This is a genomic window from Sneathia sanguinegens (assembly GCF_001517935.1).
GTDB lineage: Bacteria > Fusobacteriota > Fusobacteriia > Fusobacteriales > Leptotrichiaceae > Sneathia > Sneathia sanguinegens.
The window spans coordinates 22,708-43,048 of sequence record NZ_LOQF01000002.1; the positions used below are offsets into that span (position 1 = coordinate 22,708).

A 20,341-nucleotide genomic window follows, 5' to 3' on the forward strand; every position below is an offset into this window, starting at 1 on the left:
GGATTATGAAAAAAATGATAAAAGAAGACATTGCTCCTAGCAATGTCTTTATATCTAATAACACTATTTTAATAGTTAATGATATTATTAGTTATGGAATAAAAAATAAAGCAAGTGATATACATATTAGAGATTATTATGGTAAATGTATAATTGAATATAGAATAAATGGTCTTATTAAAGAATACAAAAATGATTATTCTAATTCTGTAGAAATTATCTCAAGAATAAAGATAATGTCAAAAATGAATGTAGCAGAGAAGAGATTACCACAAGATGGAAATATTACTTTCGAAAATTATGATTTAAGAATCTGTGTAATACCTACAATTAGTGGAGAAAATGTAGTAATTAGAATATTAAATTCTACCTTAGATGATATTTCACTAAAAGCCCTTGGTTTTTCAACAAAATCTATTTTAAATATTCAGAAGGCTATTTGTAAAAGTCATGGTTTAATTCTGGTTACAGGTCCCACTGGAAGTGGAAAATCAACAACTCTTTTATCAATAACAAAATTATTAAATGATGGCACAAGAAAAATTATAAGCATAGAAGATCCTGTTGAAAATAAAGTTTCTGGTATAGTTCAAGTTCAGGTGAATGATGATATAGGTCTAAGCTTTCCTACTATTTTAAGAAGTTCTCTTAGATCTGATCCTGATGTTATAATAATTTCAGAAATAAGAGATGAATTAACTGCTAAAATTGCTGTTAGAGCTTCTTTAACTGGACATCTTGTATTAGCTACTCTACACACAAATGATTGTATTTCAAGTTTTGCAAGACTAATTGATATGAATATCCCTAAATATCTTATTCTCGATTCCATCCTTATGATAATATCTCAAAGACTATTAAATTCTAGCGATGATAAAAAAATAAAAAATAGATTGATGATAAATGAAGTTCTTTATTTAACTGAAAAAGAAAAAGATATATTTTCTAAATATACTTTAAATAGTGACATTTTAGAAAATTTAAAATTACTTAATTTTAAAACTATGATGGAGGATGCAAGTGAAAAAGGCTATAATATATGATTTTGACAAAACAATTTATTCAAAAGAAACAAGTATAACTTTTATGAAATATTTTTTAAAAAAACATCCTTATTTAATTTTTCCTTTTTTTATTAATCTTATTAAAATACTATTTAATTTATTTAATTTATCCAAGGTTAAAAATATCTTTTTTGATATATTTAAATATAATAATCCAAATGAAGATATTATTGATTTTTGGGAAAAAGAAATAAATAATATATATCCATATTTTTTTAATGAAATTAATAATAATAAAAAAGAGGCTGATATTTTAATTTTGATTTCTGCTTCACCTGATTTCTTACTTAAACCCCTTTATAAAAAGCTTGGTTTTGATATTTTAATTGCAACAGAATATAATAATTATTCTATTGTTGGTAAAAATTGTAAGGGAGTTGAAAAATTAAATAGACTGAATAACTTAGGTGCTTTTCATGTACTTGCTTTTTATTCTGATAGTTTGTCAGATAAGCCTTTATTTGATATTGCAGATAAAAAATTTAGTATAGTAAAAGGAAAAAAAAATATAGGCTTGCCTAAAAAGAATGGATTGATAGATAAATGGTTATAAAAATTAAATATAGCTATGATGGTAGCAAATTTTATGGAATGCAAAGACAAAAAGATAAGATTACTGTTCAAGGTGAAATTGAAAGAGTTTTATTTGAAGTTTTTTCTGAAAAAATTAATTTAATTTCTTCTGGAAGAACAGATCGTGGAGTACATGCCCTAAATCAAGTATCAAATTTTGAAATTAAATCTCCTATTCCCTTGGAAACTATTAAATATCAACTAAATAAACATCTTTATGGTAAACTTAAAATTAATGAAATTAATTATGAAACAACTCATTTTAACTCAAGATACTCAGCTATTAAAAGAACCTATGAATACCGTTTTAAACTTTTAAAAGATATTAGTCCTTTTGAAGCAAACTATATTTCAGGAATAAATTTAAAACATATTGATCTTGATAAAATAAACAAAAATCTTCTTCTTTTTATTGGAACACACGATTTTACACAATATTCTAAAAAAGATAAGGCTCTTAAAAATCCCATAAGACAAATATATTCTGCAAAATGCAAATATGAAAATGAAATATATATCGCCACAATACAGGGTAATAGTTTTCTAAAATCTATGATAAGACTCATTATGGCCTCTTGTATATTTGAAAATCCTGAACAAATAAAAAATAGATTAGATTTAAAAGCCCCTAATTTACCAAAAAAAATATTAAGTCCTTATGGTCTTTACTTAAAAGAGGTAATATATGATGAAAATTAAAAGATTAGATGCAAAGGCAGACAGAAAACTTTTAGAAAAAATATACATATATGAAGAAGAAATTTTTGGCAAGGCAGGTATAGGTCAATATAACATATCTCCTTTTACAAAATATGGTAGAACTTATGCAATATATAACGATAAAGATATTATTAGTGTTATCGAAGTTTTACAATGCAATAAGCTTTCATATATTTATGGTGTATCGACAAATAAATCATATCAAAATATGGGCTATGCTAAAAAACTATTAACTTTTGTCATAAATGATTTAAAAATTTCTAATTTTGAATTTATCGAGTTAACTGTTACTTGCACAAATGAAAAAGCAATAAAGCTTTATCAAAGTTTTGATTTTAAAATAAAAGAATTGCTTGAAAATGAGTATTTTGATAATGAAAAAAGATATTTAATGAGAAAGGAAATATAAATGCAACATTATTTTAGTGAAAACCCTGACATAAAATCAAATAGAAAAAAAATTGACTTACAATTTTTAGATAAACATTTTTCTTTTACAACAGATAATGGAATTTTTTCAAAAAATAATATAGACACTGGTACCAAAATCTTATTAACTGAAATTATTAAAACTTTTAAAGCTCCTTCTACTTCTTTTGATGTCCTAGACATTGGTTGTGGCTATGGTGTAGTTGCAACTATAATAAGATCATTTTATAAAAATAGTAATGTCATTTTAAGTGATGTAAATAATAGAGCCTTAGATTTAGCAAAAATAAATTTAGAAAATAATAATATATCTGCTAATTATAAAATAATAAAATCTAATTTATATGAAAATATTTGTGAACAATTTGATTTGATAATCTCTAATCCTCCAATTAGAGCTGGAAAAAAACTAATCTTTGAACTTTATAGAAAGAGTTATGAGCACCTAAAAAAAGATGGTTTATTCTTCTGTGTTATAATGACAAAACATGGTGCAAAATCAACAGAAAAAGAATTAAAAACTATTTTTTCTTCTATTTCATGTATACAAATTTCAGAAGGATATAGAGTTTATATGGGAAGAAAGTAACTTCCCATTTAAACTATAATATCAACATATTCTGCTTTAACAATATTAATTAAATCTTGTGGATTTATTTTAATTTGTACACCTATTTTTCCACCACTTACAAAAATATATTCTTTACCTTTTGCACTCTCATCAATAAAAGTTTTAAATAACTTTTTCATGCCTATGGGTGAACAACCTCCATGAACATAACCTGTTAATCCAAGCAAATCTCTTTGTAATAGCATTTCTATCTTTTTACTATTTGAAACACTTGCTGCTTTTTTTAAGTCTAATTCATTAACTACAGGTATAATAAATACAAAATATTCTTTTTTATTTGAAATAGTAACTAAGGTTTTATATACATTTTGAGGATTTTCTCCAGTACTTATTGCAACATCAACACCTGATATACCCTTACTTGCATCATATTCTATTTCTTCGTATTTTATTTTCTTAGATTCTAATATTCTAATTGCATTCGTTTTTTTCATTTTATTCCTTTTAAATAATCTTAAATAAACCTAAACTAACTAAACTCATAATTAAAAATGCTAATATTACACCAAATAATACAGATAACACTGTCTTTTTAAAATCAAGATCTAATAAACTTGCTGCTAGTGTTCCAGTCCATGCTCCAGTTCCTGGTAAGGGTATTCCAACAAATAAGAAAAGAGCTACATATACTCCATATTTTGAACCTGTTTCTAATTTTTTACCAGCATTATGACCCTTTACCAAACAATATTTAAAAAATTTTCCAATATATTTTAATTCACTTCCAAATTTTAAAACTTGTCTTGCAAATAAAAATATTAGAGGAACAACTAACATATTACCTATTATCGATATTAACATTATTTTAGTTAAATCTAATTTCATAGCTATTCCATATACAACAGCTCCTCTTAATTCAATTAGAGGTAGCATAGATATTATAAAAACAATTATATATTTCATTATTATCCTTTTTATTAAAAAAAGCCAACACCAGCTGGCTTTTTTATTTTAATTTTATCTTACTTTTCCTTTTTTGTAAGCCCCTTCAGCACCATAAACATCTACTATTTTTTCTTTGTAGTATTTCTTCATAAATTCTTTACCTTTTGCTAAGTATTTTCTAGGGTCAAATACAGTTGGATCATCAAAGAATGCTTTTCTAACTCCTGCAGTAAATGCTAATCTTCCATCTGTATCAACATTTATTTTTGCAACTGCTGATTTAGAAGCCATATGTAATTGTTCATCAGGTATTCCTAATGCATCTTGTAATTTTCCACCATTTTCATTAATAATTCTTACATATTGTTGTGGAACTGATGAAGAACCATGTAATACTATAGGGAATCCTGGTATTCTTTTTTCTATTTCTTTTAATATATCTAATCTAATATGTGGATTGTCACCTGGTTTGAATTTATATGCACCATGTGAAGTTCCTATTGCAATTGCTAATGAATCAACTCCTGTTTTTGAAACAAAATCTTCAACTTCACTTGGTTGAGTGAATATATGTTCTTCAGCATGTACTTCATCTTCAATACCTGCTAATACTCCTAATTCTGCTTCAACAGTAACATCATATTTATGAGCAAAATCTGCAACCTTCTTTGAAAGTGCAACATTTTCATCATATGGATATTTTGAAGCATCAATCATTACTGATGAGAATCCATTTAAAATACAGTCTTCAGCTATTTCATAACTTGGACCATGATCCAAATGTAATGCAACTGGTATATCTGAACCTGAAGCCTTTACATATTCTACTGCTGCTCTACCTAACCATGGTATCATATCTCTTCCAATATAATTTCTTGCACTTGGTGAAACTTGTAGAATTACTGGTGCCCCCATTTCAACACAAGCTTCAATAATAGCTTGTAATTGTTCCAAATTATTGAAATTAAATGCGGGAACTGCATATCCTTCCTTATTTGCTTTTGCAAACATTTCCTTAGTATTAACTAAACCAAAATCTTTGTAGTTATACTTCATTTCCATGTTATTTAATCCTCCTATTCGATATATATCTTATTTTAGCATAATTTGCACTATTTTTTCAACTCTTTTAAATAATAATTAATATTATTATATCTTAAAATGTTTTTATCAGTAAAACCATCTATTCCTTTTACTCTTCCCCTATTTGAATATTGCCATATAATCCACCTATTTTTTTCAAAAATAGTTGGTTTTTTTCTTATATCCCTTATCCAAATTGGATTAGCTATTAATTCATTTTTAATAAAATTATTATATGATTTGTAATCTGTATAGATTATAACTTTTTTTTCATATCTATCTTCCAGGATTTTTATCATGTTTTTTAATTCTTTTATTACCTTTGCTTTATCATATTTTTTAGAAAGTTCTACATCTATTATTGGGGGAAAAGAATCCTTACTTTTTGGAACTTTGGATATATAGTAACTAGCTTGTTCTTCCCCACTAGATAACATTGAAAAAAAGTGATATGCTCCTACTTTAAAGCCATTTAATTGTGCCTTATTCCAATTATATAAAAAATCTGTATCCATAAAATCTTTACCTTCAGTTGCCTTCATTAATACAAATTTATATTTTTTATCAACCTTATTCCAATTTATTCTTATTTGGTGATGAGAAATATCTATTCCATGTATTTTATAATTCCAAGTCATCAAATCATTATGATATAACAAACCTGAAAATTCTAAATTTGCAAATAATAAGATTACATTAATTATTATAAGACATATTACAAACTTTTTCATTTAGTAATTACTTTTAATCCTCCCATATATGGTACTAAAACATCTGGAATAACAATACTTCCGTCTTTTTGTTGATAATTTTCCATTATTGCAACTACTGTTCTTCCTACTGCAAGTCCTGATCCATTCAATGTATGTACAAAATAACTCTTCTTATCTTCTTTTGATCTATATTTTATCATTGCTCTTCTTGCTTGGAAATCTTCTGTATTTGAACATGAAGAAATTTCTCTATATTTATTTTGACTTGGAACCCAAACTTCAACATCATAAGTTTTAGCAGCTGAAAAGCCTAAATCTCCACTACATAAAGTTATAACTCTATATGGTAATTTCAATTGTTGTAAAATATTTTCAGCACAATTAACCATATGTTCTAATTCGTCATAAGAATTCTTAGGATGTACTAATTTAACCATTTCTACTTTGTTAAATTGATGTTGTCTTATCAAACCTTTTAAGTCTTTTCCACCTGCTCCAGCTTCTTTTCTAAAACAAGCTGTAAATCCACAGAAATACTTAGGTAATTCTTCTTCTTCTAAAATTTCTTGATTGTATAAATTAGTTAAAGTTACTTCAGCAGTAGGTATTAAAAATAATTCTTCTCCTTCTATTTTATACATATCATCTTCAAATTTAGGTAATTGTCCTGTACCTGTCATAATTTCTCTTTTTGCTAATTGAGGTGTCATAATTTCAGTAAATCCTTCTTTTTCATGTGTATCTAACATAAAATTAATCAAGGCTCTTTCCAATTTAGCTGCTTGTTTCTTATATACTGTAAATCTTGAACCAGATAACTTTGCCCCTCTTTCAAAATCTAAAATATCCAATTCAACACCCAATTCATCATGTGTTTTTATAGGAAAATCAAATTTTCTTGGTTCTCCCCATTTTCTAATTTCAACATTTTCATCTTCATCTTTTCCAAAAGGAACAGAAGAATGTAATTTATTAGGTATTCTATATAAAAAGTATGTTAATCTTTCTTCAACTTTAGTTAATTCTTCATCTAATCTTTTTATATTTTCATTAATTTCTTGCATTTCACTAACTAAATCACTTGCATCTTTTTTTTCTCTTTTCAATTTTCCTATTAGTGAACTTGCTTCATTTTTTTTACTTTTTAGGCTTTCAACTTCAACCAATAATTCTCTTCTTTTTTTGTCTAAATCTATAACTATGTCTAAATCAAAATCACTATTTCTTGCTTTTAGAAATTTCTTTACTTGTTCTGAATTTTCTCTAATATATTTTAAATCTAACATAATATTTCTCCTATTTTTTTAATTTATTATATATAATATTTTTTATCTTACTTAACTTTGTTTCTTTTGGAATTTCTAATTTATTTTTATATTTTTTATTATATATTTCAACATATAAGGCTGATACCCTTGAATAAAAATATTCCATTTGTTTTTTATCTGTAATATCCATATATTTATTGCAGGAGTGTGTAAAATAATCTAATAAATTTTTTAATAAATACTCTCTATACCCTAAATCGTTATACATTATTTCAAATAAATATGTTTTTATTAATTTATTTTCATCCTCTGAAATATATGCTAAACCATACATAAGATTAAAAAACTTTTCTTTATCTCTTATAATTAATTCATTTGCTAAATCAAAACAATATCTATTTGAATGTATTAAATTTTTAAATAATCTTTCATATATAATTTCTGTACTTAAATTAACCATTCTATTTAGTTTTTTATATTTCTTTTTTACACATTTCTTTGATTCTTCTTCGGCAATATCAAATTCATTAAAATATATTAACTCAAATACAAAAGAAGGTTCAATATTTTCAACACTTAAGTCTTTATTTATTCTATAGTAAATATCTTTCTCATTTTTTAAAATATACTTTTCCATTTGCTGACTCAATTTCATCATATATTTCTTTTAGCCTCCTAAATCTATTTCTTAGTCCAGATTTTGATATATTTAATTTATTTGCTAGTTCTTGCAAAGAAGCATCTTCATTTTTCATTCTAAGTATGGCTACTTCTCTTAAATTTTCATTTATATTATTAAGACCTATTGTTTTATCTATTTTTCGTATAAGTTCTATTTGTTTCATAGAAGTACTTAGTTTTTTTGCTTCATTTGCTATTTCATAATTCATATTTCTATTTATTTTTAAATTAATCTCTTTATTTATACTTGAATTTTGATAATAAAAGAAAGACTTTTGAGCAGATAAATCTATTAATAAATCTAATATATCTTCACAATTTCGTACATATATTAAATTTGTATCTTTTTTCTCTGAATAAAAAGCTTTTTTCCCCCATTCATTTAAAAGATTAAATAAATATTTTGCACTATCCTTACTTTCAATAAAAAAATCCATAGAATATCCTTTTATTGGATCTTTTATATATCCACCTGCTAAAAATATACCTTTAAATACCCAAGTATTATCTAAATTAGACTGAGCTATTTTAAAATTTTGTATTTTTATTTCGTAAATAATCATATTTTTTTTTATGTAATTGAACTTAAAATCAAATATTTCTATTTTTTTTAAATTTTCAACAATTCTTCTTGCTAAATAACTTATTTCTGTTTTAAAATTTACTCCTTCTTTTATTATAGCACCTTTTGATAGAAAAATTCCATATAATTCTGAGATAATTTCATTTTTTGTCTGTGGTTTTATTAAAAGCACTTCTTTTTTCACCTTAGTAGAAAATGAAATAATATTATCTTCCATAGTTTATACCAGATTTCCATTTTATTTTAGTTATTATAATTAAAAATATTATTGCTGCTGTAAAATTAGAAAATAGATTTCCATAAAATACTGCATAATATCCTAAATATCTTTGTGTACATAAGATAAATACATATCTAAATAACCATATTCTTAAAAAACTCATAACAAGAGGCATAACATTTTTACCTAAGGCATTAAATATTGCCTGACAAACCATAAATATTCCATAAGGTAATATTGAAAATGTATAAATTTTCAAAGCTGAATTTGCAACATTTAAAACATTTTGTTGTAAGGTAAATAATTTTGTTATTTTACTTGTTAAAGGAATAATTATAACTAAAGTTGTAAGAGCTATTATTATCGCTATAGTTAATCCTATTTTATATATCTTTTTTGCTTTTTTTGAATTACCTACCCCTATATTTAAACTAACCATAGTAGTTACAGTAGTTCCTATACAAGATGGTAATTGAAAGCATAAGCTATTTACATTACTAGCTATTCCTAAGCCTGCTATAACAACTGCTCCATACTTACTTATTTCCATATTTATTAATAGAAAGCCTAAATTTATCATCATAAAGCTTAACATAGATGGAATACCTAATTTTATAAGTGTAAATATAATATTCTTTTCAAATTTATAATCACATAGATTTAATTTATATATATATTTATTCAAAAATAAATCATAGTACATCCAAAAACTTACTACTATGTATGCAGATAGCGAAGCAAATACTGCCCCCTTTATATCCATTTTTAATAGTTCTAAAAAAATAAAATTAAAAAATATTTTAAGTAATAATAAAACTATCATTCTATAAAACGAAGCTTCTGGATTACCTACACCATCTTTTATAGAATTGAATATAGCTGCCATAAATTGAAAGGGTATTACCAGTGAATATAGCGATAAATACATATACACATCATTTGACATATCCTTAGTTACTGTTGTAGACATATATGAAGCTACAAATAAGCTAATTGGTATTAGAACTAAACCACAAAATATTCCAAAAATTAAAACTTGTAAGGCTGTTTTTTTTACTCCTTTTACATCTCCCTTACCGACCAATTGTCCTATCATGGCCATCGCTGCAACTCCCAAGCCTTGTGATAAACCAAGCATTATATTTATTGTAGGTTGTGAATATGTTATCGCCCCCGTTCTTTCTGGTCCTATTATATGATTTAAATATAGCCCATCTGTAAATGGTATCATGGCTTGTACAATAGCCATCATTATTGTAGGAATACTAAGTAAAAATAGGGTAACTATTACATTTCCATTAAGTATAATATTTCGTCTATCTTCCATAGTTAATTTTGTAATATTTATTTTCAATTCATTCTCCTCGTAAAAAAAAGCATGTTTTCACATGCTTATATAATTTATTATACATCAATTTCTATAATTTTTTCTTGCCCTGCATGTACTTCTTGATTTTCGTACTTAATAATTTCTTTGTATTCTTCTGATTCCAATACAATGACTGGCGAAGTTACTGATGGAACCTTATCTTTAATAAACTCTAAGTCGTATTTTATAATCCCATCTCCTGCTTTTACTTTTGTTCCAGATTCTACTAATTTTTCAAATCCTTCACCATTTAACTTAACTGTATCTAATCCTAAATGAACTAAAATACTTATTCCATCCTTTGATTCTAATGTAAATGCATGCAATGTTGGTGTAACTTCAACAACTCCATCCATAGGTGCAACCATTACTCCAGAATTGCTTGGTTCTATTGCTATTCCATCCCCCAACATCTTTGAAGCAAATGTTTCATCTTTTACTGTTTCTAAAGGAACTACCTTACCTGTTAAAGGTGCTATAAGAACTTTTTTTGTATCTTTATCTTTTTTACTAAATAATTTGCTAAAAAAACCCATATTATTCTTGTGTATTAATTACACAACTCCTTTCTTTTTAGACTCATATTATCTATAATAACATATTTAAAATAATATATCAACATTACTTTATTTTCTATATTTTTACTTAAAAAACAAGTTATTAATTCCTTCTTTTTTATTTTTGAAAAAATATAATTTTTAATAAACATAAGTCTGGGCATAATAATAGTAAAATTAAGACAAGGATAAAAAATATAACTATTTATTTTTCTTTTCCTTTTTTCAATGCTATTAAAAAAAGTATTAAGCCTATTCCAACTAATATATGACCAAGTCCAGCAAGTCCAGATATAAATAAAGATATTTTATTAGAAATTTCTAATTCAAGTACTTGAATTATCCCACGCACTAACATTGAAATTGATAAAATTGCTAAACCTATATTATATATTTTCATAAAAATACAAAAACTTTTCTGTTTTTCTAATTCAATATTTTTAGAAAATATTGCAACAAATAAATAAACAAAAGTGCCTAGAATAAAAAGATGAGTATGTACCTTACCAAGAGTTGTTACTTTTGTAAAATGATAAAATTTTGTAAATTCACGATAAAAAACTCCTCCTATCATTGCAAATATCGCATAAATTAATGCTAAGTTTAAATATTTCTTTTTCATTTAAAAGCCTCCTTTTTCATAGTATTATATCCAATTAATACTGTCCATATATATGCACAAGTTTTAGGTATCATTAATACTCCAATTGCAGGAATAGTACTTGATAAGAGTACAACCGGTATGTAAAAAGCAAAACTAAAAACTATTGTAAGCCAAATATTTTTAAAATTATTATCCTTATTTGCCTTATCATAAAAAAGCTTAATAATTAATAAACCCAGAAGTAGAAAAGGAATATTTCTATATATTCCCCATGATAAAGGTTGTTTTATACTAAGCCATTTATTTTGAGGCATAATTGAAAGTATTATCCTTAATATTGACAATATATATACCATAAGTGTTAGGCTCTTTTTTCCTCTTATTTTATATCTACTTCTCCAAACATAATATAGTAGTATATAAAAAATAGTCATTGTAATTGAGGTTATAAGCTTACCTATACCTAATGCCCTTGTATATGTTGAAAGCCCTGTAGTATTAAGAGCAATAGCTCTTGGTACTAAATGAAATGCATCTCCTAAGCCAAGTATTATAGCCATAAGTCCAAATATGAAAAATTGACTGTTTAATTTACTCTTACTTAGCATTTTTATTCCTAAAATAATAACTGTTAACAAATATACTACATCAAAAAGTGTTTCAAAAATCGCTTGCATTAAAACTCCTCCCGTCATTATGAACAATGTTCAATTTAAACTGATATAAAACTCTTCCATATTTGGAAGAGTAAATTTAATATATACTTTTTTTTATCAAATCTATTAATATCATATAATCATATTTCTTTTGTGTCAATAAGGAAAATATATTCATTATTAAAAAATCAATAAATTTTTCTTTTGAAAATTTATCATTAAAAACATTAGGTCTAATATTCGTATCTTTTTTCAAAATATCTTTCATCTTTTTTTTAATATTGGAAAGATAAAAATTCATTTTGCTATATCCTTTTTCTTTCCCATTTTCTGATAAACTTATTGAATGTATCATAAAAAAATTTGGATATTTATCTACATTAATTCTTATATGCAAAAAAAGTTTTTCTACAAATTCTAAAAAATTGAGTTCTTTTTTTTCAAAATCATTCCACTTAAATATATCTTCCCAAACACTTTCAATTATTGCAATTAAAAGATCATCTTTTGAAGGAAAATAATAATATATGGAACCTAGTGCAATATTACATTCTTTTGCTACTAACCTCATATTTATTGCAGTTAATCCTTTATTTGAAACAATTTTTTTACAAGTTTCAAGAATATTTTCTCTAGATGTAATCACAGTATTCACTCAATATACACTCCATTCTAAATATTTTCTATATATTAATCCAATATCTTCTTGTTGTAACATTTCCTCTTGATAATCTATTTTGCACTTTGTTTTCCAAAATCCCACCATTATTTTCTATAACTTTTATTGATCCGATATTATCATCATCACATGTAATCAAAACCTTATGAAGGTTCAGTGTCTCTTTACAATACATAAGTGCCATAGAGAGCATTTTTGTTCCATAGCCCTTCATACATTCAGATTGTCTAATTTCATATCCTATGTGACCACCATAGTTAATTAAAAAAGAATTTAATTCATGCCTAATATTAATTTCACCAATAAATTTTTCATTATCTATCAACCAAAATGTAGTGGCTCTAACATAATTTATAGGCAAATTTATACCATGTTCAAAATTATATGAACTTTCTATAATTGTCTCAGGGTTATTAAAACGTCTTTCTGCATGCGGTCTAAAAATTTCATCTTCTTCATTTGCTTCTATATAACCTTGAATATATTTCTTATCTGGTCTAATTAATTTCATAAGTCCTCCTTTATTAATCATACCCTTTTACACTGCTTACAATATGTCATGTGTCAATTACACTCACTAACAACAGTATATTCAAAAATCTTCTGTAATTTTTGTTTTGGCGTAATACGTTTACTCTATAAGCTGAGATTTATTTGTGGTTATTTTTATATCCTAAAATTAAATCACTTAGTTTATTTCTGTAATTATATGCTCTACGCTACTATGCTCTGAGCTAAGATATTCCTTCATAAATGTCGGATATGCCTTACATTTATCTAGCTCATCTATAGGCACCCAATACATTGTCTCTTTAGCACCTGAATCTGTAGTGCTTTGTCTCGTAAAATCTCTTTTGCCTATTGGTTTCATCATATAGTAGAAAGTAAGCTCATGGAAGTCCACTCCTTTTAAGCCAGAGGTTCCAATGAAGAAGTTCTCGTGTATTACTGCAAGGTGATCGACCTCGTAATTAAGTCCTGTCTCTTCAAACACTTCTCTCTTCACGGCTTCTTCTGATGTCTCACCCATGTGAACTGCTCCACCAACTGAGTAGTAATAGTCATCGACTTCATTTCTTGCAAATAGCACGCAACCATCTTCGACTATGATTGCTGCCGCTCTATATCTAAATGCTTTTTTATCTTCAATAATAGAACAATTATGCTCCATAGTTTTCCTCCATTAAATCCTTTTAAATCTCACAATATTTAAATATTCTACTATTTTTTTCATACTCAATAAGATTTTCATCTACATTTTCGCTTTCAAAATCAACTTTAATTTTTCCACTATTCTCAATATTCATCGTTAACACAGTCCACTTATCTTTTTCACGCATCGCTCCTTCCAGTGCACCAAACTGGTACATGACACTTTTTTCCTTGCTCTTAAACTGTGAAAAGTCATAGTCAATACTTTTGCAAATTTTAGTAGCGTATTCGTCTCGATACAGTGTCGGGAACTGCTCTGTGCAAAGCTTCCGTGCATACAACGGTAAAACAAGTGTTTCCTGTATACTACCTTTTTCTATATGAATTTTATTCATTGATAAACTCCTTTCTGTTATAATGATAAAACTATCGTATTTGAATAAGATATTCTTATTCTTTTTGCTGAGTATCTACCTCGTTTCTGTACAAAGATTTTTAGTAAAATTTCATTTAAAATCCACTCTACTCATTTTTCTATCCATAGGTTCTAAGTATATTTCAAGTTCTTCCAAAGAGTAATCAATCGTCTTTATTTCTCCAATTGGATATAAAGATTATGCGGGTATTTATACCCAACAAAGAAATTGTCTCTCGCAGAAGATTTGTGTGTTCAGCGGACTTCTTAACTAATAAGCTATATTCCTTGTAAGTCCCTTCTGCTTCAATGTTAAGCCTAATAGTATCCAGCTTGACAGAAATCTTATCTTTTCCCGTTACCAGTATTGCTCTATCCATGTTACGCCTTCTGTGCATAAAATAATTCTTTCAACTTAACTATCTGATTTTGACGTTAATTTATACACTTCTATTAAAGGTCTCCACATGCGATGTCTTTTGCTTGGAAACATAATTTTTATCAATGAGGACAAATATTTTTTGCCTTTTTTAGTTGACCTTACACATTGCCAATTTACTTTTTTATAAATTGAACTGGTGTGCCAAGTTCTTCTTGAAAGTATTTTACCACAAAATCCACATTCTAGCATACTTGAAAAGTATATTTTCTTGATAGTTTTTCTCTTTTTCTATCCTTATTAACAATAGTATTTCAGTTCTTATTTTTTTTATTATATTTGAAGCTTTTATTACTTTTACTTTTATATTCATTTTACCTCCTTCCCATTTTGTATCTTTCTACAGTTTTATTATATCACAAGATTAACATAGCAAATCTCATACTATAAATCTTTATTGCTTGCATTTTACCCTCCTAAGTAAGTTAATTTTTTACTTGATAAGTTATCTAAAATTAAAATATACTAATCTCACCTAAGCAACTTTAATAATATTCGAACTTCAAAGTATTTTGATTTTTATAGAAAGATGACAAAATCCCCCTCACTTTATAAAGTGAAATTTGCCCTCTTTGGTAACCAATAATATCCTACACCGTTTCTCCAAGACTCATAAGAGAAATGCTGTCAAGCATTGTAAAGTTTTCCTTTAACAGTTCCTTATCCATCGGATAGTCTAACTTAAATCTTGAAGTTACTGCGTAGCTTATCGAGTCCCTCACAAATTTAGTAAAGGAAAGTCTATCTTCATCGGATATTCTAAGCTCATTCATCAGGCTATCTATTTTTTTCATCCCCGTAAAGCCTGCTTAAAGAAAAAATGTTTTCTAAAGTGCTTTCGCATTCTTCATAGCCCTCACTTCTTTTAATACATCTCTATGAGTTTCTTTATCAAATCTTCAAAGATTTACCTCATTGACATATCTATTTTTAGAAACGGTCTGACTTATATCAAAGATATAGTCCACCTTTTTGTATGTGCCATAGTCCTCTAAAATTGGGATACCATTTTGACCTCTCATAACAGTACGGTTAAAAAAGCGTTCCCTTCAATAATCAAACTTGGCACAGGCTATAGCTTCAAAATTCCTATCATAGATACTTAACTGACTTCTAAAGTCGTATCTTTGATTATTTCCAACAACCTTTAAGAGCTTCGGGTATTCTGCTTCACTTTGCAAAATATCCTGTTTTACAAGCACCAAAATGTTATGAAAATCATTGATTCGCATTTTTATCTCCTTCTTTTTTCAAACAAAAAAGGCGGTTAGATTTTACTCTAATCACCTTCGCTATATACCAAATATTATTACTCTATTTCAATTTTTTAATTGATTCACTTTCAGATAGTATCTTCATTTGTTCAATAGCTATTGCATTTAATTTTTCCAATCTTTCAGTTTGGCTCATGCCTTCATTTATAAATACCGCATTAAGATTCTCAAGATTAGAAAGGCAGACAAGCTGTGATATATCCGCATAATCTCTAATATTGCCTTTTAAATCTGGATTTTCATCACGCCACTCCTTAGCTGTTATTCCAAATAGAGAAACATTAAGAATATCCGCTTCACTTGCATAAATAAAATTGATTTTTTCTTTTGAAAGTTTATCTGGTACAAGTTTGTTTTTAATGGCATCTGTGTGAATTCTATAATTGATTTTTGCCAAATTTCTCTTAATATCCCACCCTAACTTCTTTTGTTCTTCTTCCTTTAGGCGTTCAAATTCTTTGATTAAATATAATTTAAAGTATGGCGATACCCAAGAAGCAAACTCAAACGCTATATCTTTATGAGCATACGTTCCACCATATCTTCCTGCTCTCGCAACGATACCGATAGAATTAGTTTTTTCCACCCATTGCTTAACTGATAATATAAAACGGTTAAATCCTGCTTCATTTTTAATTCCCTCGAATTCGGGGGAATTAAAATTCGTGTTATACATTTCTTCCCAAATACCTAAAAACTCTATTGTATTCTTGTTTCTGAGCCACTTTTCAATCAAAGCAGAACCGTTCTCAATATCTCTAACCATATCCGTTAAAGAAATATAATCTCTATTGTCTATGGCAATAATGCTGATTTCTGAACCTTCAACATTTATTTTAGACCCTAAATTGCAATCCTAAATGACGAGTTTTTTTCTAGTAGTTATGCCTTTATTTTTTTCTAAACTCCCGATAGTAAGGTGGCAGGTCAAGCTAAGTCTGATAAGTTCTAATTCATCGTAAAATATGCTATAATTATTCATTAGGAAAAGGAGAATCATAATGACACAGTACACAGATGCTAAATGAACGATAAAGAGAAGTCACAAAAGGAGATAGTTTTATGGATTATATACGAGCGATTCTGGACGGGATTGCAATAGCCGCAATCTTTAACGGTGCAGTGGCAGCTTTGGTGCTTATTAACCCGAGATACTTTTTTGATTCTTATCCAAAAGCAATTCAGAAAGCTGCACCAGAACAGATGACAAAAAAAGAAAAAAATATAAATTTAATTCTAACAATTATAATTTGCGGGATTTGTTTCATATATTCAACGGCAAGTCTTATACATACAGGCATTTTGGGTTTTTGGAATCTTTTTTGGATGGGGTATATTCAGTGGAGCATATTAAACTTAGGAGATTTCTTTTTGTTGGATTGTCTGTTGTTCCAAGGAAAATATAAGGATAAAATCGTCATTCAGGGAACAGAAGGGCATCCAGATTATGAATTCAGTAACTGGCTGAAGCATTTAGCAATCATGGAACATTTTGTAGTTACTCCGTTTTTAATTATACCATTTGTGGCAGTGATTCAGGCGTTGCTGGTTGGTTTATTAGGAAGATAAATTTTTATATAGGTAGTTTGATGGTAAATATGTCAAATTTTTGAATTATAAAAATAAGTAGAGTTTTTCTCTACTTCTTTTTATAATTTATATTTTATTTTCCCTTGTATTTTTCTATAACTTTTTCTACTTGTTCTTCAAGCTCTTCTCTGTTTGGGATATACAAAGTATATTTTGATGCGAATATTTTATTTGATAAGTTTCCTAATGCGTATTCTGCTTGTACTCCGTCCTTATCTGTACACAAGATTATCCCTATCGGTTCATTATCCATTTCATCATTAACTTCTGCCTTATAATAATTAAGATACATATTGATTTGCCCAACTGCTTCTGGCATTAGCTTGCTTGTTTTTAGTTCGATTAAGACATAAGACCTCAAAATCTTATTATAAAATACCATGTCCACATAATAATGTGTGTTTCCTAGGGTTACTCTTTGTTGGCTACCTACATACATAAAACCCTTGCCAAGTTCTAGCAAGAATTTTTCAATATGCTCTATAAGTGCTTTTTCTAAATCACTTTCCATCATTGGTTTTTCTTCTGGCAATCCTAAAAATTCAAATACATAAGGGTCTTTTACAAGATCAGCCGCCTTTTTTATTTCATTACCTTTTAAGGCTAGGTCTAGAACTTTTTCTTTATTTTTCTCTCCAGCTTATAAGTGTAATCTTTTAAAAAGTGATGTTTTAATTTGTCTTTTAAGTTCTCTTACTGACCAGTTTGCGTTGATACTCTCTTTCTCATAGAAGCTTCGCTTTTTCTCATCGCTAATTGATAAAAGCTCACAATAATGAGACCAAGTCAATTTAACAGACACTGTCTGTTGAATTTCATATTCTTGAAAAAATCTCCTCATAAATTGCAAATTTGATACTGAAAATCCTCGCCCAAACTCTTTAGTTAATCTCTTAGATAAATCTTTAAGTAATTCTCTACCATAATCTGCTCTTTCTGAATGTCCTTGTTCATCTTCTACGATGATACGTCCAACCTCCCAGTAAGTTTGCACTAAAATATTATTGACTTCTCTTGCAACTTCATTTCTTGCCTTATCCATCAATGTTTTTATGCTATTAAAAATATCGTCATGGACTCTATCTATGTTATTTTTGTTATTCATACAAGCACCTCTTTGACCTCTTAATTACTATAATTATATCATAAAATATTGTGTTTATTAAATTTAATATTTCTAAATTGCAACCCTAAATGACAAGTTTTTATCATTAAACTGTTCCCACAAGGTATTTCCGAAAAGAAAAATGACTTTTAAGATTTTAAAGCAAATCTTAAAAGCCACCTTTTTAGCCTGTTATCTTATTTTCTTGACATCAATACTACATTAAGAAGTAAGTCTTGACGCTCGTTGCAGGGTGGAATTTATCTAATAGAATATCGTAGGAGTCCAAGTACAATCCGAGAGTTTTTATTCTTAAATGCCCATATTATCACCTCAACAAAGTCAATTTTATTAACGAATTTCCATCACGAATTCTCCTTGCCGAACAGAAAGTAGAGAATCGGCCCGACAAAGTTCATCAGTACAATGGTAATAACCAGCCATAATGTACGATTTCCTCGCTTATATGTGTAATGAGTCAAAATATGATACAATGTATAACCCAGTAGCACAAACTGTGCAATGATAAGCGGAATCAATAATGGAAGATATTCTACAATTTTATCCATCTTTCTTCTCCTCTCCATAAACTTCTATGCAAAAACCGTGATACCCGCAACAAGTACAAGTCAGTTTTCTAAGCGTTGGGGTATGACGTGCCCATAATGCCTCTTTAAATTTTGGTCTAAATATTTCATGACACTGTGGGCAAATATACGCAACATTTTTGAAATAATAGATTGACACCCAGATTGCATATGGAATTGCTAACACAGCCCAAATAATGAATGGCCAATATATTCTTGACGAAATTAGCAGGATAATAGATCCCCACTGTAACATACTGATAGGAATACCCGTAATCAGCAGAAAAGCATGAAGCTGTTTCAATTTATTTTTTTGTTTCACTACATAGGCTATGTCACCGATAGATTCAACAGAGAAAATATCCACGGTCTTTAGTTCTTGTTGAATACTTTCAATCAACTCCAGTTGTGTCTTGCGCTCATTGACTTCTTCTTTGATAATCTGTTCTTGTCGTTTCAGCAAAGCAGCAATAACGCTGCTCGGATTTTCCTCTGCAAGCAGTTCTCCAATGCTGTTTATAGATATTCCTGCATCACGAAGAAAACAAATGACCTTCATACGTTTTAAATCTTGTTCAGAGTATAGTCTGCGACCACCTTCAGACAATTCGCTGGGGACGAGAATATTTCTGGAGTCATAATACTGTACTGTTCTTACAGATACGCCACAAATCTTTGCAATATCTCCTGTCGTATATTTTGACATAGCCTTCACCTCCTTTCATTATGCAGTTTACAACATTACGCAACGTCACAATCAATACCTTACGCAGCGTTACAAGTAATAAATTACATAATTTAATGCACACCTATCATCTTAACAAGTGTATTATTGACTATAGTTTCCTTTGCAAGTTTTACCTAAGTGATTCTGACTTCAATACATTTCGTTTTCACATCAAGTTCTACATTATTTTTCAGCACGTCAAAAAAATGCTGCCGACAACGTTTCTGTAGTTACAACCCTCATATTTCAAGTAGTCAGAACTGTTGTCAAATGGTATAAAAATGGGATCCCGATCACCCTCCAAACTGGGGAAGTACTTCGGAATCCCTTGATTTCA

At 27.8% G+C, this 20,341-nt stretch carries 30 protein-coding genes; 6 read left to right on the plus strand and 24 right to left on the minus strand.

The window, feature by feature from the left end; all coding sequences use genetic code 11:
• Positions 1 to 5 precede the first annotated feature (5 nt).
• Genes AWT65_RS00955 through AWT65_RS00975 form a run of 5 tightly spaced genes read left to right on the plus strand, consistent with a single transcriptional unit; the run spans position 6 to position 3,375 of the window.
• Positions 6 to 1,043, plus strand: a complete 1,038-nt coding sequence (locus AWT65_RS00955; RefSeq protein ID WP_066728435.1) for a GspE/PulE family protein — start codon at positions 6 to 8, stop codon at positions 1,041 to 1,043.
• Positions 1,021 to 1,617 carry an HAD family hydrolase gene (locus AWT65_RS00960; protein WP_066728437.1) on the plus strand — a complete coding sequence of 199 codons (597 nt, stop codon included), beginning with the start codon at positions 1,021 to 1,023 and terminating at the stop codon, positions 1,615 to 1,617. The genes AWT65_RS00955 and AWT65_RS00960 overlap by 23 nt, the downstream gene beginning before the upstream one ends.
• Entirely contained in the window at positions 1,608 to 2,336 is a 729-nt protein-coding gene (gene truA, locus AWT65_RS00965; protein WP_066728439.1) for a tRNA pseudouridine(38-40) synthase TruA, read from the plus strand. Before AWT65_RS00960 ends, truA begins: the two co-directional genes overlap by 10 nt.
• Positions 2,323 to 2,766 (plus strand): GNAT family N-acetyltransferase, encoded by a 444-nt coding sequence (locus tag AWT65_RS00970; RefSeq protein ID WP_066728441.1) that lies wholly within the window; start codon positions 2,323 to 2,325, stop codon positions 2,764 to 2,766. Before truA ends, AWT65_RS00970 begins: the two co-directional genes overlap by 14 nt.
• Positions 2,767 to 3,375 (plus strand): class I SAM-dependent methyltransferase, encoded by a 609-nt coding sequence (locus AWT65_RS00975; RefSeq protein ID WP_066728443.1) that lies wholly within the window; start codon positions 2,767 to 2,769, stop codon positions 3,373 to 3,375.
• An 8-nt stretch (positions 3,376 to 3,383) separates the two neighbouring features.
• On the opposite strand, the gene ybaK is transcribed toward AWT65_RS00975, so the two are convergent.
• The 20 genes from ybaK to AWT65_RS01070 form a co-directional block, all read right to left on the minus strand.
• Complete coding sequence (ybaK, locus tag AWT65_RS00980) at positions 3,384 to 3,851, minus strand: Cys-tRNA(Pro) deacylase (protein WP_066728445.1); 468 nt, start codon at positions 3,849 to 3,851, stop codon at positions 3,384 to 3,386.
• Between the two features lie 10 nt (positions 3,852 to 3,861).
• Complete coding sequence (locus tag AWT65_RS00985) at positions 3,862 to 4,320, minus strand: COG2426 family protein (RefSeq protein WP_066728448.1); 459 nt, start codon at positions 4,318 to 4,320, stop codon at positions 3,862 to 3,864.
• Positions 4,321 to 4,374: 54 nt separating this feature from the next.
• Positions 4,375 to 5,358 carry a class II fructose-bisphosphate aldolase gene (locus AWT65_RS00990; protein ID WP_066728759.1) on the minus strand — a complete coding sequence of 328 codons (984 nt, stop codon included), beginning with the start codon at positions 5,356 to 5,358 and terminating at the stop codon, positions 4,375 to 4,377.
• Positions 5,359 to 5,414: 56 nt separating this feature from the next.
• A complete protein-coding gene (locus AWT65_RS00995; protein ID WP_066728451.1) occupies positions 5,415 to 6,116 on the minus strand; it encodes a GH25 family lysozyme in 702 nt (233 codons plus the stop codon).
• Positions 6,113 to 7,384, minus strand: a complete 1,272-nt coding sequence (serS, locus tag AWT65_RS01000) for a serine--tRNA ligase (protein ID WP_066728453.1) — start codon at positions 7,382 to 7,384, stop codon at positions 6,113 to 6,115. Before serS ends, AWT65_RS00995 begins: the two co-directional genes overlap by 4 nt.
• A 10-nt stretch (positions 7,385 to 7,394) precedes the next feature.
• Positions 7,395 to 8,003, minus strand: coding sequence for a hypothetical protein (locus AWT65_RS01005; protein WP_066728455.1), 609 nt, complete (start codon positions 8,001 to 8,003; stop codon positions 7,395 to 7,397).
• A complete protein-coding gene (gene whiA / locus AWT65_RS01010; protein WP_066728457.1) occupies positions 7,978 to 8,847 on the minus strand; it encodes a DNA-binding protein WhiA in 870 nt (289 codons plus the stop codon). The genes AWT65_RS01005 and whiA overlap by 26 nt, the downstream gene beginning before the upstream one ends.
• Complete coding sequence (locus AWT65_RS01015) at positions 8,837 to 10,204, minus strand: MATE family efflux transporter (RefSeq protein WP_232292772.1); 1,368 nt, start codon at positions 10,202 to 10,204, stop codon at positions 8,837 to 8,839. Before AWT65_RS01015 ends, whiA begins: the two co-directional genes overlap by 11 nt.
• 50 nt (positions 10,205 to 10,254) lie before the next feature.
• Complete coding sequence (locus AWT65_RS01020; protein WP_066728459.1) at positions 10,255 to 10,755, minus strand: PTS sugar transporter subunit IIA; 501 nt, start codon at positions 10,753 to 10,755, stop codon at positions 10,255 to 10,257.
• 226 nt (positions 10,756 to 10,981) lie between these two features.
• A complete protein-coding gene (locus tag AWT65_RS01025) occupies positions 10,982 to 11,398 on the minus strand; it encodes a DUF2871 domain-containing protein (RefSeq protein WP_066728462.1) in 417 nt (138 codons plus the stop codon).
• The gene (locus AWT65_RS01030; protein WP_066728464.1) at positions 11,395 to 12,057 is read right to left on the minus strand and encodes a hypothetical protein; all 663 of its coding nucleotides are present in this window, start codon (positions 12,055 to 12,057) and stop codon (positions 11,395 to 11,397) included. Before AWT65_RS01030 ends, AWT65_RS01025 begins: the two co-directional genes overlap by 4 nt.
• A 76-nt stretch (positions 12,058 to 12,133) precedes the next feature.
• Entirely contained in the window at positions 12,134 to 12,691 is a 558-nt protein-coding gene (locus AWT65_RS01035) for a TetR/AcrR family transcriptional regulator (RefSeq protein ID WP_066728468.1), read from the minus strand.
• A 28-nt stretch (positions 12,692 to 12,719) separates the two neighbouring features.
• Positions 12,720 to 13,226 carry a GNAT family N-acetyltransferase gene (locus AWT65_RS01040; RefSeq protein WP_066728469.1) on the minus strand — a complete coding sequence of 169 codons (507 nt, stop codon included), beginning with the start codon at positions 13,224 to 13,226 and terminating at the stop codon, positions 12,720 to 12,722.
• Positions 13,227 to 13,403: 177 nt separating this feature from the next.
• Positions 13,404 to 13,886: an NUDIX hydrolase gene (locus AWT65_RS01045; RefSeq protein WP_066728470.1), complete on the minus strand. Its 483-nt coding sequence runs from the start codon at positions 13,884 to 13,886 to the stop codon at positions 13,404 to 13,406.
• A 22-nt stretch (positions 13,887 to 13,908) separates the two neighbouring features.
• On the minus strand, positions 13,909 to 14,262 hold the full coding sequence (locus tag AWT65_RS01050) for an immunity protein YezG family protein (protein WP_066728471.1): 354 nt from the start codon (positions 14,260 to 14,262) through the stop codon (positions 13,909 to 13,911).
• A gap of 435 nt (positions 14,263 to 14,697) precedes the next feature.
• Positions 14,698 to 14,913 (minus strand): hypothetical protein, encoded by a 216-nt coding sequence (locus tag AWT65_RS06850; RefSeq protein ID WP_198142927.1) that lies wholly within the window; start codon positions 14,911 to 14,913, stop codon positions 14,698 to 14,700.
• On the minus strand, positions 14,888 to 15,034 hold the full coding sequence (locus tag AWT65_RS06550) for a hypothetical protein (protein ID WP_198142928.1): 147 nt from the start codon (positions 15,032 to 15,034) through the stop codon (positions 14,888 to 14,890). Before AWT65_RS06550 ends, AWT65_RS06850 begins: the two co-directional genes overlap by 26 nt.
• 277 nt (positions 15,035 to 15,311) lie before the next feature.
• Entirely contained in the window at positions 15,312 to 15,515 is a 204-nt protein-coding gene (locus tag AWT65_RS06910) for a hypothetical protein (protein ID WP_066728474.1), read from the minus strand.
• A gap of 255 nt (positions 15,516 to 15,770) precedes the next feature.
• The gene (locus tag AWT65_RS06915; RefSeq protein WP_066728476.1) at positions 15,771 to 15,953 is read right to left on the minus strand and encodes a hypothetical protein; all 183 of its coding nucleotides are present in this window, start codon (positions 15,951 to 15,953) and stop codon (positions 15,771 to 15,773) included.
• Positions 15,954 to 16,035: 82 nt separating this feature from the next.
• Entirely contained in the window at positions 16,036 to 16,830 is a 795-nt protein-coding gene (locus AWT65_RS01070) for a KilA-N domain-containing protein (protein ID WP_066728477.1), read from the minus strand.
• Positions 16,831 to 17,057: 227 nt separating this feature from the next.
• Between AWT65_RS01070 and AWT65_RS01075 the strand changes: the two genes are divergently transcribed.
• The gene (locus AWT65_RS01075; RefSeq protein ID WP_066728479.1) at positions 17,058 to 17,564 is read left to right on the plus strand and encodes a hypothetical protein; all 507 of its coding nucleotides are present in this window, start codon (positions 17,058 to 17,060) and stop codon (positions 17,562 to 17,564) included.
• A gap of 94 nt (positions 17,565 to 17,658) precedes the next feature.
• Here AWT65_RS01075 and AWT65_RS06920 read toward each other — a convergent pair whose 3' ends face one another.
• The 4 genes from AWT65_RS06920 to AWT65_RS01090 form a co-directional block, all read right to left on the minus strand.
• Entirely contained in the window at positions 17,659 to 18,171 is a 513-nt protein-coding gene (locus AWT65_RS06920; protein ID WP_269744826.1) for a DUF1016 domain-containing protein, read from the minus strand.
• 54 nt (positions 18,172 to 18,225) lie between these two features.
• Positions 18,226 to 18,690, minus strand: coding sequence for a DUF1016 N-terminal domain-containing protein (locus AWT65_RS06925; protein ID WP_232292774.1), 465 nt, complete (start codon positions 18,688 to 18,690; stop codon positions 18,226 to 18,228).
• A 365-nt stretch (positions 18,691 to 19,055) separates the two neighbouring features.
• A complete protein-coding gene (locus tag AWT65_RS06860) occupies positions 19,056 to 19,277 on the minus strand; it encodes a PLDc N-terminal domain-containing protein (RefSeq protein WP_353933982.1) in 222 nt (73 codons plus the stop codon).
• The gene (locus tag AWT65_RS01090; RefSeq protein ID WP_066728483.1) at positions 19,252 to 19,983 is read right to left on the minus strand and encodes a MerR family transcriptional regulator; all 732 of its coding nucleotides are present in this window, start codon (positions 19,981 to 19,983) and stop codon (positions 19,252 to 19,254) included. Before AWT65_RS01090 ends, AWT65_RS06860 begins: the two co-directional genes overlap by 26 nt.
• Positions 19,984 to 20,341: the final 358 nt, after the last annotated feature.